The sequence below is a fragment of the Pauljensenia sp. C0254C2 genome (genome assembly GCF_056583835.1).
Window position 1 is genome coordinate 142,365 of record NZ_JBWPJO010000003.1, and the last position, 14,085, is coordinate 156,449.

General features: G+C 56.2%; 10 protein-coding genes. 4 read left to right on the forward strand and 6 right to left on the reverse strand.

The genetic code is table 11. The features are described 5' to 3' along the window. Nucleotides 1-10: 10 nt before the first annotated feature. Together pepN and AC1DA5_RS03600 are read right to left on the reverse strand one after the other, a co-directional pair. Complete coding sequence (gene pepN, locus AC1DA5_RS03595) at nucleotides 11-2,593, reverse strand: aminopeptidase N (RefSeq protein WP_480289243.1); 2,583 nt, start codon at nucleotides 2,591-2,593, stop codon at nucleotides 11-13. A 143-nt stretch (nucleotides 2,594-2,736) separates the two neighbouring features. Next, nucleotides 2,737-4,749, reverse strand: coding sequence for a M13 family metallopeptidase (locus tag AC1DA5_RS03600; protein WP_480289245.1), 2,013 nt, complete (start codon nucleotides 4,747-4,749; stop codon nucleotides 2,737-2,739). Between the two features lie 148 nt (nucleotides 4,750-4,897). On the opposite strand from AC1DA5_RS03600, the gene AC1DA5_RS03605 reads away from it, so the two are divergent. The 4 genes from AC1DA5_RS03605 to AC1DA5_RS03620 are packed head-to-tail and all read left to right on the forward strand — an operon-like array spanning nucleotide 4,898 to nucleotide 9,440. Further along, nucleotides 4,898-6,220 (forward strand): glycoside hydrolase family 125 protein, encoded by a 1,323-nt coding sequence (locus tag AC1DA5_RS03605; RefSeq protein WP_227469357.1) that lies wholly within the window; start codon nucleotides 4,898-4,900, stop codon nucleotides 6,218-6,220. Then, complete coding sequence (locus AC1DA5_RS03610) at nucleotides 6,213-7,178, forward strand: carbohydrate ABC transporter permease (RefSeq protein WP_082628517.1); 966 nt, start codon at nucleotides 6,213-6,215, stop codon at nucleotides 7,176-7,178. The genes AC1DA5_RS03605 and AC1DA5_RS03610 overlap by 8 nt, the downstream gene beginning before the upstream one ends. Further along, nucleotides 7,165-8,082, forward strand: a complete 918-nt coding sequence (locus AC1DA5_RS03615) for a carbohydrate ABC transporter permease (protein ID WP_083314503.1) — start codon at nucleotides 7,165-7,167, stop codon at nucleotides 8,080-8,082. Before AC1DA5_RS03610 ends, AC1DA5_RS03615 begins: the two co-directional genes overlap by 14 nt. Before the next feature lie 35 nt (nucleotides 8,083-8,117). Continuing rightward, complete coding sequence (locus AC1DA5_RS03620) at nucleotides 8,118-9,440, forward strand: ABC transporter substrate-binding protein (RefSeq protein ID WP_480289248.1); 1,323 nt, start codon at nucleotides 8,118-8,120, stop codon at nucleotides 9,438-9,440. A 79-nt stretch (nucleotides 9,441-9,519) separates the two neighbouring features. Here AC1DA5_RS03620 and AC1DA5_RS03625 read toward each other — a convergent pair whose 3' ends face one another. From AC1DA5_RS03625 to AC1DA5_RS03640, 4 genes are all read right to left on the reverse strand, one after another. After that, a complete protein-coding gene (locus AC1DA5_RS03625) occupies nucleotides 9,520-10,605 on the reverse strand; it encodes a LacI family DNA-binding transcriptional regulator (RefSeq protein WP_480289250.1) in 1,086 nt (361 codons plus the stop codon). Nucleotides 10,606-10,688: 83 nt separating this feature from the next. Continuing rightward, nucleotides 10,689-12,227, reverse strand: coding sequence for a glycoside hydrolase family 76 protein (locus AC1DA5_RS03630; RefSeq protein WP_480289252.1), 1,539 nt, complete (start codon nucleotides 12,225-12,227; stop codon nucleotides 10,689-10,691). A 121-nt stretch (nucleotides 12,228-12,348) separates the two neighbouring features. Continuing rightward, nucleotides 12,349-13,446: a GntR family transcriptional regulator gene (locus AC1DA5_RS03635; RefSeq protein ID WP_070727187.1), complete on the reverse strand. Its 1,098-nt coding sequence runs from the start codon at nucleotides 13,444-13,446 to the stop codon at nucleotides 12,349-12,351. An 80-nt stretch (nucleotides 13,447-13,526) separates the two neighbouring features. Then, a complete protein-coding gene (locus AC1DA5_RS03640; RefSeq protein ID WP_141757399.1) occupies nucleotides 13,527-13,835 on the reverse strand; it encodes a hypothetical protein in 309 nt (102 codons plus the stop codon). Nucleotides 13,836-14,085: the final 250 nt, after the last annotated feature.

Below are 14,085 nucleotides of genomic sequence, written 5' to 3' on the forward strand. Positions count from 1 at the left end.
AGAGGAAGGGTTAAATGTCCGCTTTCTGTGCCGCCATCATGCGCTCAACAACCGCGACGCGTTCACGAATAATACGCGTGAGTGCGGCAGAGACATCAGGATGATCGTTCATCCACTGGCGACCGCGTTCAGCCAAGTCGAGCCCATCAACGTAGCCTGCCAAGGCGGTCGGGAACATCAATGTGACGATGTCTTCGGCCATGTGGAAGGTGAACTCTGACCAGACCTTTTCGATCGAGGCGAAATAATCGTCGACAAAGCCGGTGTAAGTATCCGGTGCAGTGTGTGCCTGAGCCCAGAAACCGGAGACCATTGCCCAGCGCGTATCGTTCGCGATTGACACGTTGTGCATGACTTCGTCCCATACGCGAGCCTTCACTTGCGGATCTGCAACCGCCGCGCGAGCCTGAGCTGCGCGCTGCCGGCCTGTCATCGTGTCATCCGCCTGCTCACGTTCGGCAATATCTGCCTCTGATGCGTGGCCAGCTCGGACCTGAGCGATAAGCAAATCCCACATCACATCGACATCGAGATCAAGGCCAGACAAGGTCTGCTCGCCTGTGTACAGAGCCTTGACAGCACCCACCTGATCGTCGGTCACTGCGTGGCGGGCCGCCGCCTGGATCAGGATCTGCTGCTGGTCACTGCCGGACGCTGCCGAACGGGCCTGCAGGAGCAGGCGGCTGCCGACCATCGCCTGCGCGTCGGCACGATCAGCAGGAGCAACATAGCTCGACACTGCGGTGGCAATGTGTGCCAACGTCAGACGGAGCATCGACATATTGTCCTCAACGGGCAGTGCAGCAAGCGCCAGGTCGATGAAAGCGCGCGCAGGCATCTTGGCATCGCGCGTCATATCCCATGCAGAAGCCAGGATCACATTGCGCAGCAGAGAATCAGCGCAGCGCGTGATATTTTCGGTGGCGAACGCAAGGGAACGATCATCGAGGCGGATCTTCGCATAAGCCAGATCGCCATCATTAATAACAATGAGGTCGGGGCGAGGCTGGCCGACGACACTGCTGACCTCGGTCAGCTCACCGTCGACATCGAGCTCCTCGTGGAAAACCTGCTCAACAGGTGTCGTTCGGTTCGAGCCGGAATCATCCTGTGCGGCAGAACGCGAATAGCCTGCCACTGCCAGGCGGTGAGGACGCAGCGAGGAACCCGGCGTGAACGGCTCTTGGCGGATTGCCAGTCGGGTCATGCGGTCCTCGTCATCTGTTTCGACGACCGTGCTCAACGTGGTGATGCCCGCTTCTTCGAGCCATACGCGGGACCAATGGTCAAGGTCGCGTCCGGATGCTGCTTCGAGTTCGCCCAAAAGGTCATCCAGCGTTGCATTGTCGTAGGAGTGCTTGGTCAAATACTCGTGCAGCCCGGCGAAGAACTCGTCACGGCCGACGTAGGAGACTAGCTGACGAAGAACGGATGCACCCTTGGCGTAAGTGATGCCATCGAAGTTCACTTCCACGTCAGCAAGGTCACGAATCTCAGCCTTGATCGGGTGGGTCGTGGGCATCTGGTCTTGACGCATACCCCAGTCTTTACGGGACATAAAGCCGGTCCAGGCGTCGGTGTATTCGGTTCCTTCTGCCAGGCAGTAGTGAGACATGAACTCAGCGAAAGACTCGTTGAGCCACAGGTCATTCCACCACTTCATGGTGACCAGATCACCGAACCACATATGAGCCAGTTCGTGCAGGATCGTATTGGCACGCTTCTCCAGGTCATCGTGGGTGGGGCGTGCACGGAAGATGTACTGATCGCGGAAGGTAATGCATCCGGCATTTTCCATCGCGCCTGCATTGTATTCGGGAACGAAAATCTGGTCGTACTTGGTGAAGGGGTAGGGGATACCGTAGTTGGCTTCATAGAATGCAAAGCCCTTGCGGGTGACGTCGATGACGCGGTCGGCGTCCAGGAATTCGCGCAACGAGGCGCGGCACCACACACCGAGCGGAATCTCGCGCCCATCACTGCTGGTCAGTGAATCAGTGACACCCTCGTACGGTCCGGCAATGATCGCCGTGATGTAGGTGGAAATACGCTGAGTTTCCTCAAAGTGATAGGTCCATTTTCCATCGCGTTCTTCCGGTGAGGGTGTGACGGAGTTGGAGAACACCTTCCACCCTTGCGGAACTGTCACGGTGAAGGTAAATGTTGCCTTGAGATCGGGCTGCTCGAAGGTTGCGAAAACTCGTCGGGCATCGGGAACTTCAAACTGCGAGTAGCAGTACGCCTTGTTATCAGCGGGGTCAACAAAGCGGTGCAGTCCCTCGCCGGTGTGCATGTACTGGCAGTCCGCGTCGACGATGAGCGTATTGGACTGAGCCAGTTCCTGCAGGTCGATGCGGTTGTCCTGATGTGCTCCGACTGACACGTCGCGTCCATTCAGCGTGATGGAATGGACATTGTTGGAGACCAGATCAACGAACGTTGAGGCGCCTTCAGTGGCATCAAAGGTCAAGGTGGTGCGGGAGCGGAAGTCAGTGTCACCGCACGTCAAATCCAGTTCAACGTCATAGTGGTGAACTGAGATTATGCGTGCCCGCTCAGCCGCTTCATCACGCGTGAGGTTAAGACCCGGCATTGAGTAGCCTTTCTCATGTAACTCAGGGATAGCGCAACAAGCGCATATGACACTTCTTAGTCTTTCACTAATTGGACCCAAACGCCTAAGTGAGAGGCCACAAATGGCGTCGAATGCGTAAGAGGTTACATTTCAGGGGGCTGCTACGACCAGATTTCCACCCTCTGACTCGGATCTAACCACATGCCGTCCGACTCCGTGACATCGAATGTTGTCGCAAATTCCGGAAAATTGCGAAGCACCTGGTTGCATCGAAATTCTGCCGGCGAATGAGGGTCAATAACGAGCATCTGCTGGGCGAACTCGTCGCGCGACTTGGATCGCCAGATTCGAGCCCATGAGTAGAAGAATCGCTGCGGCCCGGTCAAGCCGTCGATTACGGGCGCATCGTGAGGGCGATCGATGCCCTGGTCGCGAAGCGAAGCACACCACGCCCTCCACGCGATTGCCAGACCACCCAGATCTCCGATATTTTCACCGATGGTTAAGGCGCCGTTGACGTGTACCTCGGCGGGAGCTGCTTCTAGCTGGCGGGGGACAAGAGCCTCGTATTGTTCGATGAGGTGGTGCGTGCGCGATTCAAATTCGTTGCGATCTTCATCAGTCCACCAGTTACGCAGTGCGCCGTCTGCGTCGTAGCGCGATCCCTGGTCATCGAAACCATGTCCGATTTCGTGGCCAATGACGGCACCGATTGCACCGAAGTTCACTGCGGCATCAGCATCTGGATCAAAGAAGGGAGGCTGCAGGATAGCGGCGGGGAATACGATCTCGTTGAGTGACGGGTTGTAGTAGGCGTTCACCGTTTGAGGCGTCATAAACCATTCGTCGCGGTCCACCGGCCGTGACAGCTTGGCCCATTCATAGTCCAGTTCATATGCGTCTGCCTTGCGCACGTTGTCCACCAGTGACGCATTCTCATCAAGATCGAGACCTGAATAGTCACGCCATGTGTCGGGGTAGGCAATCTTGGGATTGAAGGTATCGAGCTTTGCCAGCGCCTTGGTGCGCGTCTCCTCGCTCATCCAGCTCAGTGTGGAAATAGACGTACGATAGGCCTCCAACAGGCGTTGGACGAGTGCTTCCATCTGTTCCTTATAGTCAGCGGGGAAGTGTCGCTGAATATACAGGCGTCCCAGGGCGTCACCCAGTGTGCCCTCCACCAGGCCCAAACCGCGCTTCCATCGCTGTCGGAGTTCTTCGGTGCCGGCAAGCGTGCGTGAGTAGAAATCGAAATTGGCTTCAACGAACTCGTGTGACAGCAGTGAAGCGTGGGCGCTGATGATCTTGCGGCTCTGCCACAGTTTGAGCGTGCGCAGGTCCTCCGATGCCCACATCGACGCCGCGGTTGCCAGATAATCGGGCTGATTGACGTTCACATTCGCAATTGATTCGAGTTGAAGGCCAACCTGTTGTGCCCAGCTTCGCCAATCGAAACCGGGATTGTCGTCAATGAGCTCCGAGGTGGTGCGATGGTTGGTTGTCTTGTGAGGATCTCGGTTTGTGACGGAATCCCAGTGGTGTGCGGCTAAGCGTGTCTCCCAGTCCATGACGCGCTGAGCGCATGAAGCAGCGTCGCCCTCGTCGTCGCCAATGTGGGCGAGGGTAAACAGGCGCTCAATGTGAGAGCAGTAGGCCTGGCGGATTGGCTCGTACTGGTCTTCGCGATAGAAGGATTCGTCCGGAAGACCCAAACCGGCCTGCTGGAAGTACAGCATGTAGCGTGAGGTGTCATCGGTGTCGGTGTTGACGTAAGGCACAAAAAACGTGGAGATGCCTCCGCGCATGAGCTGGCCGCTGAGTGTGGCGAGCTCGTCGTGGGATGTCGTGGCGGCTACCGCCTCGAGCAGTGGAATGATGGGGGAGGCGCCCTGTTCCTCAATGCTGTCCTCATCCATGAATTGGCGGTACATGATGGCGATCTTGTGAGCTTCCGGATCGTCGATGCGTCCGGCCAGCGCATCCTCAACAATTGCGCGTCCACGTTTTTCCGACAGATCGCGCAGCGTGTAGAAGGCGCCATCGATGGGGCGGTCAGCTGGAATGTTGTGGTCCGCGAGCCAGGCTCCATTCACATGGCCGTAGAAGTCATCCTGCGGGCGAACGCTGGGATCGGTCAGGGACTGGTCGAGGACGTGTGCAAGAAGTTCAGTCATGTCTGACACTGTACGTGCCGACAGTGTGATGATCCAGTGGCAGAAGCTGCTGCGCCCATTAAATAAGTATATGCAATACATAACTTGTGTTCATAATGGTATTAGCTCTATACTGATTGATGTCATCACACAAGTGAGGGAGAGCATAGTGGCTCGAGCAGATTCGACGTGGATGGAGCACATCATTGCCACCGTGAAGGAGCGCGTTGATGCGCGCGTTGGCGAGGTTTTTGAGGACTGTTTCGTCAACACCATCAGTTCGACAATTGAGCGTTACGACGACGGCAGCGCATTCGTTCTGACCGGTGACATTCCGGCGATGTGGTTGCGCGATTCCACATGGCAGATGATTCCGTACGTGCATTTCTCCGGTGATTACCCCGAGATTGCCGAGCTGATCGGTGGGGTGCTTCAACGTCAGTTGATGTATATCGATATGGATCCGTACGCAAACGCCTTCAATGCCGAGCCCAACGGCGCCGGCCACCATGACGATCTCACCGAGATGAGCCCGTGGATCTGGGAACGCAAGTACGAGGTTGACTCTTTGAGCGCTCCCTTGTTCCTGGCTGGTCATCTGTGGGACCGAACCCATGAGGACGCGCATCTGGGTGGCCTGGAGAAGGCTCTGGAAACAGTCGTCGATGTCTTTGCACGCGAACAACGTCACGAAACATCTGACTACCGTTTTGAACGCCCCGGCGCTCAGGTAGCGACCGAGACTCTGTCTCACGGTGGAAAAGGCGCTCCGGTGGGATACACCGGAATGACGTGGAGCGGATTCCGTCCCAGTGACGATGCGAACAGCTACGGATATAACGTTCCGGGCAATGCATTTGCTGTGGTTGTTCTGCGAACGGCGGCCAGGGTTCTTGAACAGATGAATGCTGCAACTGGCGCCACTTCAAGCCCGGTTATTTCTCGGGCTCGTGACCTTGCAGACCAGATCAGCGCCGGTATCTACGAGCACGGCGTCATTGATCATCCGCAGTGGGGGAAGGTATTTGCCTATGAAGTAGATGGTCTGGGACAGACTTTGACCATGGATGACGCCAACATGCCCAGCTTGTTGTCGCTTCCGTATATTGGCTTCCTCGAAGCGGATGATCCAATTTACCTCAACACTCGAGCCATGGTGCTCTCCGATACCAACCCGTTCTACTTCAACGGGTCGCGTGCGCAGGGAATTGGCAGCCCTCACACGCCGCACGAGTACATCTGGCCAATCGCATTGGCGGTGCAGGCACTGACAAGTACGTCAGCTCACGAAGTTGACCAGATAATCGACACTCTGATTCACACGACGGGCGGAACTGGCCTGATGCATGAATCTTTCCATAAGGATGACGATGCCCTGTTTACCCGTGAGTGGTTCTCGTGGGCAAACGCCATGTTCTGCGAGTTGGTTCTGGCCTACTGCTCGCTTACCCAGTCGAACGATATTTCGAGAAAGGAGGCAAGCAATGGATGAGGCTCAGACAACGCAGGCAACCGTTTCTGCCAAAGAAGACGCGCCGACGCGCAAGAAGAAGGACAGAGGAGCCAATCGCGATCTCAAAGCTGCTTTGGCGTTCATGGCTCCCGCAATCTGCGGTTTCAGCATTTTTGTTGTCTACCCGCTCATCAGCGCAGCCTATTTATCACTGACACGGTACAACGGAATCACCCCGCCGAAATTTGTGGGTCTGAAGAACTTTATCCGAATGTTCACCGCTGATCCGTCGTTCCTGAAGACGCTGTCGGCAACTGGATATCTGGTTCTTCTCTACGTACCCGCATCGATGGCACTCGGACTTGCGCTGGCTGTCTTTGTCAACGTCAGGCTCCCAGCCGTATCGGTGATCCGAACCATCTTGTACTTGCCGGCAGTTCTTCCCATCGTCGCCACGGTCACGCTGTGGAAATTCATCTTTGACCCGCAGGTCGGTCTGGCTAACCAGGTGCTGGGATTCTTCGGAATTCCACCAATTGCATGGCTGAGTAATGAGCACACAGCGATGCCGTCGATTGTGATCGTCATGCTGTGGGGGGTAGGGTCAACAATGATCATCCTGCTCGCAGCATTGCAGGCAGTGCCCAACGAAATCTACGAGGCAGCCAAAGTTGATGGTGCGGGACCATTCCGCATCTTCTTTTCGATCACTCTGCCGTCGATTGTCCCGATCCTGATTCTCCAGTTCGTCATGCAGATGAACGGTGCTATGCAGACCTTCGTTCAGCCGCAGATCCTCACCGGCGGTGGCCCCAGCTGGGCGACGAATACGCTCATGCTGTCGATCTACAACCACGGTTTCCCGCCGCTGGGACGAGTTCCGGAACTGGGATACGCGACCGCTCAGGTGTGGATTCTGTTCTTCCTGATCATTATCTGCCTGGCTTTCGCAGCTCGATTCACCAAAGCCTGGAGGTACGACGATGTCCAAGTCTGAGCTGGTTGAAGCACCTGAACTCGTGACAAGTGTGGCGAAGAAGCCTCGGCGCACACATTTGAAGAAGCGTCCAGGGCGTGCGGTGATGTGGTATGCATGCGCAATTGTCGCGTGCTCCACGATGCTGCTTCCGTTGCTGTGGATGATCACGATCTCGTTGAAGTCGAATTCCACCGTCTTCGAAGTTCCGCCCTCATTCCTCCCGGATGAATGGGTCTGGTCCAACTTCATCGAAGGCCCACGAATCATCAAGTTCCCACGCCTGTTCGTCAATACGCTGATCATTTCCCTGCTCAGCACCTTCGGCGGCGTTCTGACCTCGATGATGGCTGGCTACGCGCTGGCACGCCTGCGCTTCAAGGGCCGCAGAGTGTTCTTCTACATCTTTGTTGGTTCCATGCTGCTGCCCGGAATTGTTGGCATCATCCCCCTGTTCCAGCTGTTCAGGGACATCGGATGGTATGACACGTGGTTCCCGCTGATCGTGCCTGCATTCCTGGGTGGTAACCCACTCTTCATCTTCCTGGCTCGCCAGTACTTCCTAGCGATTCCCATGCAGATTGATGAATCTGCAAAGGTCGATGGAGCAGGACACATTCGAATCTTCTTTTCGATCATGTTGCCCATGACGAAGCCGGCGTGGATCGCAATGGTCATCATGGCCTTCCAGGGAGCATGGAACGATTATCTCAATCCACTCATTTACCTGAACTCCACTGACAAGTGGACACTGGCGCTGGGCATGTCATCATTCGTGTCCGGTTTCGCAAGTGAAGCTCCGGACTGGTCGAAGTACATGGCAACCAACCTGTTGTACATGCTTCCACCTCTTCTGATCTTCCTCTTCGCTCAGCGTTACTTCATTGAAGGCTTGAGCGCCCTCGGAAACACATCTCAAAAGTAGAAGTCCAATCACAGGAAATATGAAAGGAGTCGACGATGACAATCCGACGCACAGGACGGAGGATGGCCGCTGTCGGCACAGCCATCGCTCTTCCACTCACCATGGTTGCCTGCAGCTCAGGAGGCAGTGAATCCGGCGAAAGCGGTGAACCGCCTGCATCAGCTGAAGGCACCGTCAACTACATGACGTGGGAATCCATCGAAACCAACAACTTGTTCGACAAGATTGTGGCAGAAAAGTGGGACAACCCGGACATCACTATCAACCGTGTTGACGCGCCTTCCGGCGACTACTCGCAGAAACTCGGTTCACTGGCTCAGGCCCAGAAACTGCCCGATATCTTCTGGTGCGGTAACGATACTGAGCAGCAGTACACCAAGATGGGAATCCTGACAGACTGGACCGACAAGATTGCGTCCGACTTTAAGGAAGGCGAGCTGGGCTTCCTCGATACGTGGGAGACTCCCGAGAACGGTATTGGCGGCCTGCCCTCACTGATTAACGTCACAGGTATCTGGTACAACCAGACGCTGTTTGAAGAAAACAACGTTCCTCTGCCCACGCAGGACTGGACGTGGGATGACCTCTACTCAGCTGCCGCCGCTTTGAAGGGTGCCGGCGGGTCAACCTACCCGCTGCTCCTTGATGGCCTGACCAGCACGAGTGGCCCGGTAGCGATGGGACAGTACGCGATGTCAGCAGGTGGCCAACCGTTTGTTGACGATGTCAACAATCCGACGAAAGCCGTGGCCGATGACAAATTCATGGAGGGCCTCGACAAGCTGGTGAAGGCCATTGGAGACGGCCTGGTGAATCCTCCAGACTTCAACCTGGACAACTCCACCTCACTGTTTGCTGCAGGCTCGCAGCCGATGATGTCGAGCGGCCAGTGGTTGGCTCAGTCATTCGGTAACGATGCGAAGGGCTTTGAGTGGGGATGGGCGCCGCTACCCAGCCAGTCCACTCCTGCCACGTTCTACGATGCAATCGGCATGTGCACACCTCAGAGCACGGCCAACGCTGATGATACCTGGGAAGTTGCCAAGTTCCTCGAAACTGAAGTGATTCCGGAAGTTATGGCACAAACACCCGTTGCACCTCCGGCATACGAGCCCGGACGTCAGGGCTATCTGGATTCGATCAAGGATCTTGCCGGCTCGACGATCTCAGACACCCTGGAGTACTCACTGGGCGTTGAGAACACCACAGGCGTTCGCCTGACAACCACGTGGGCATCGCAGGCTGGTGACCTGGCAGTACAGGTGTGGACACCGATCCTCAAGGGTGAAAAGCCAATCGAGGAAGTGTCCGAATACGTTGACGGCGTCAACCAGTTCATCGAAACTGGCGGTCAGTAAACGTCACAAGATAAGAGCCTCCGGAGTTCGCTCCGGAGGCTCTTTCTTTTTCTTTGTTTTGTGCGTGGCGCCGGTTCAATTAGATCGGACGAACAGAGTTGCCCGGTACGAGAGTGGTAGGGAGCACAATCTTGTCAGCAGTTGCCCCGCTATCGATTTGCTGCAACGTCACGTCCAGGGCGCGCGCCCCGATCTCTTCTTGCTGCTGAGCAATGTGTGTCAGCTGTAGCGTGGAGCCCAGAGTTTCGAAAGGCTGCTCGTCAAAGCACACGAGCGACAGGTCGCGGGGAATGGACTTGCCGAGGTTGGCTAACGCTTCTTCAAGGAGCACCGCGATAGCGAATTCACATGCAACCGCAGATGTGACTTCAGGGTGGTTGCGAAGGAACGACCCGATACGCTTGATATCGTCCTTCCGTGTTCCTGCGTTGCCTGGCGTCGTGGACGTGATCTGATCGCATGCAAGCGATTCATCCAAAGCGACATCGTTGATGGCATGGGCAGCCACCCACCCGTGGTGACGGTCGGCATTCGAGGTCAGTGACCTGCTGGCACCAAAGAGAGCTATGTGGCGGTGCCCGGCTTCAATCAGACATGTGGTGGCCTGGATGCCGGCATTCATGTGATCTGATGTGACTGCGGCTACAGGGATCGAGTCGTAGCGTCGGTCGATGATGGTCAGCGGATATTCGGCGCTGACAAGTTTGAGTACCGATGAATCAATCATCTGCGAGCTGGATGGCAGCAGGATCAGGCCACGGGCTCCTATGCCCAGCGCGCGTTTAATCGCCTCGCGCTCTTTCTTGGTGTCGCCGCCGGTCCGCATCAACATGATGTGCGCACGGTCCTGAGCGCGGTCGAGGACACCCTCGACAATGCGGGTGCCGAATGCATCGTTGAAGCTGGTCATAATGAGAGCCACGACGGGATCTTTGGAGGCGGGGGAGACCTGCTGAGGTGATTGTGCGATGACCGTCGTGCCGACGCGCGGGCGTCGACGAACAAAGCCATCATCTCGAAGCATGCTGAGAGCGCGCCGAATCGTAATGGAGGAAACTTCGTACTTGTCGCGCAGCGCCGATTCTCGTGGAAGCGTGGAACCTATGGGAATCTCTCCGCTTTCAATTGCGGCCCGTAGATCGTCATAGACGCGTTGATACAGCACTGCTGCGCGCTCCCTTCACGAATGGTGACAGGCCGGTGACGCGCGAAGAACGCCGTCACCAGCCTGCCGTAATTTTGCGTTGACTAGCTCTTCTCGATCGTGATCGAGTCGATGTTGGCATAGTTCGTTGCAACGAGCCGATCAAACTTCAGCTCGACAGTATTTGTCCCGGGTACCAGCAGTACGGGGATCGAGACGGTCTGCCAGTCCTGCCATCCGTCGGTGGCAGGCATGTGTGCACTGACCGCGGGGAAACCGTTGACCAGAACAGCTCGTGCAGCATCGCCATTTCCTGCTGCATAGCGAATATTCAGGCGGTGCAGTCCGCCCCACTTCGACTGGAAGGCAACTGTGGCTGATGTGTCGACCGAGTTCCATCCGGCCAGATAAGCGCGGCCTGTGTATTCACCATTGGCCTCAGTGTCGATGCCATCGTGGGCGCCGTTTTCAATTTCAAGTGTTCCGACTTCAGGAAACGGAACGTGAGTGAAACCAGGTTGCGCTTGATGGACGATGGACACTGCAGATGCGGCGCTCACTGACGCGCGTGCTTCCGTGGTGAGCAGGGGAGCCTTGAAGGCCCAGTCTGTCCATCCGATCGAGTTCAGGCCAGTGTTTTGAGCCGCGGCCCTGGCGTTGACACTGAGGAAGTCCTCATAGGAGTCATCGCCGGTGACGTTGATGTAGTCCCGCAGGTGGCGGGTGAAAATCGCCTTGAACGCCTGGCCGTCGCCGCCCCGCTCGCCGGTGAAGATGCCGCCAATGGTCAGATTCTCGATTGCCCAGTCAAATGCTGCGCGAGCCTCGTTGAGGTATTTTTCATCATTGGTGATCTGGTACAGGCGGGTAGCCGCTCCAGCAAAAGCGCCGTTGTTGTAGGTGAAGTCCCAGGAGTTGACGACGCCGTCCTCTTTGATGTTGTCTTTCAGGTGTCCGCCGTTAAAGAAGATTTCTTCAAGGAAAGCGATCAGACGCTGTGCAGTGTCCTTGTACGCGCTGTCACCAGTGGCCATGTACAGTTCAGCTGCAATCCAGGCAGCAGTTCCATTGGTTGCAACGTTCTTCTCATTGCGGTAGGGGTTGCCGACATTGGTGTTCTTCCACCAGATGCCGCCTCCGAAATGGTCATCTTCGAACTGCGAGATGAAGTCGAAGATCGATACGGCTTCTGTCAGATATTTGTCATCACCGGTGAGTTTCCATGCGCGGAGGGCACCCTGTGCCCACCAGCCCATGTCGTCGTTGTAATCGTTGCGTGAAAAGTCAGGGTAGAAGGCTCGCCAGCCGTCAAAGACCTGATCAATCATCTGTCGCGACTGGTCATCGCCCACCCGCTCGTAACGATCCATCACGGTGTTCCACAGCTGAGCTTCCCACCAGTAATCGGTGTACAGACCGTTCCTGGGGCCGGCATGGTGTCCGGCGTGAACGTGGTGGTCTGAATAGGTATAGAAGTACTGGGCTTCTGGATCCCAGTATTTGTCGACAAAGGCGTTCCACATTTTCGTGGCCTTGTCGGGGATTGACGGCGCAGCCTGCGTAGGCGCACTCACGCAGAAAACGGCGAGAAGCGCTGCGATAATCGGTGCGGTCAGGAAGCGGGCGATCTTGCGTATTCTCATTGTTCATCCTCGAATCAATGCGTATTTGGAGATCATGATGATTGATCGAAATATGTACAATATACAGTGACACTGATCCTGCGGCATGTCAAGGGCGTCGGCAAAATTGCCGCGTTGAGAATTAGTCGTTCAAGTGAGCGACTGTCTCGCCTTCCACCAGCGTCAACGGTAAAGATATCTTCTCTGTGGATGCACCTTCGCGAATCTGCTGGATCGTCGTTTCAACAGCCAGTCGGCCCAGTTCCTCCTGCTCCTGCTTCATATGCGTGAAGTGTGACAGCGTGTGGTCGAAACCCGCTGGACGGTGATCAAAGCAGATAATGGACTTATCCTCGGGAATACGCAGACCCATGTCGTCGAGGGTGTCACGCAGGATAAGCGCAATATTGTATTCGCACGCGACGAACGCAGTGACTTCCGGGTGCTGCTCAATAAAGGCGCGCAGCTGGACCTGATCGTCTTCCACCGACACGTTCGTGCCCGGTGTGGTCGAACGAATCTCGTGATAGGACAGTGACTGATCCAAGCTGATATGGCGCAGTGCGTGTGCCTTAACCCAGCCGGAGTGGCGATCGGCATTGGATGTAACTGTTCGCGGCGCACCGATAATGGCAACATGGCGGTGACCTGCATCAAAGAGATACTCCGTTGCAGTAATAGCGCCTGCCTCGTGGTCCGAACTCACCGCAGCTACCGGAATCGTCTGGTAATGGCGGTCAAGGATCGTTAACGGGAAATGCTCTCCGATAAGCTTGAGGACAACCGGATTGATCATCTCGGAAATGAGCGGCATCAGGATAATGCCCTGCACGCCGGCCCGGATCACTGATTGAATCGCTTCGGTTTCGCGGCCAGCTTCGCCTCGCGTCAATTTGACGATCAGATTCGCGGTCCCAAAAGACGCCTCAAATGCTCCGGTCAGAATATGCGCACCGAACGCTTCGTCGAAATTCGTGACAATCAGGCCGATCAGCGGTTCTTTCTGCCCTTCGCGAGGACGGGTTGGAGTATTCGACACGACCGTGGTCCCGATGCGAGGCTGACGCGTGATGAAGCCGTCCTCGCGCAGCATGTCCAGTGCGCGGCGAATGGTGATGGAACTGACGGAATAGTGTTCGCGCAGCTGAGCCTCGCGGGGAAGGCGTGAGCCGATCTTCAGATCACCACGGACGATGCGGTTCCGAATGTCATCGTAGACCCGTTGATATAAAGCACTCACGGAGCGTCCTATCCCGTTGATTCTAAAAAGTATTCTTATTCAGTATAGCGAGCTACAGGAAGACCCTTTGAAGGTTGGCTCTATTCTAGCTCACTGCCGCTATGAACAGGCCAACTACGAGGCGCAACCAGCGGGACGCACAGGGCAAAGACCAGTGGCACGACCGCGCTGATCAATAGGGCAGCACGCAGTCCTGACCCGCCATCGTCAGGTAAAATCCGCGCGACCGGCTCGAAGAAACCGGACGAGGCTAATGTCCCTTTGGGCACACCGACACCTTGCTCGGCAAAGAAAGAAGACCACTGCACCATCGTCAGCTCAGCAGGTCCGCCTATCATCATCAACACCAATGCAATGAGGAAAACGGGCATCCCGAGTAGTGATTTCACGGGTGTGCGATCGTCGTCGGCCACAGTGGGCGGCAAGGGGACACGCAGAAAGAGCAGAAGATTCACGGCAGGAATGACCGCCCACAGCAGTGGCAGCAGTGACTACTACTGCGTGCCGATAAGCGAGATGAGAGCTGTCGTACGGATCGGACGCAACCTGGGGGAGTACCGCCAGTAGCACAAGGCCGACCGTAGCTGCCGCGTGGGCGCATACCTTAGGCGGCCTGTAGCCGACCTTGTCCACGATGAA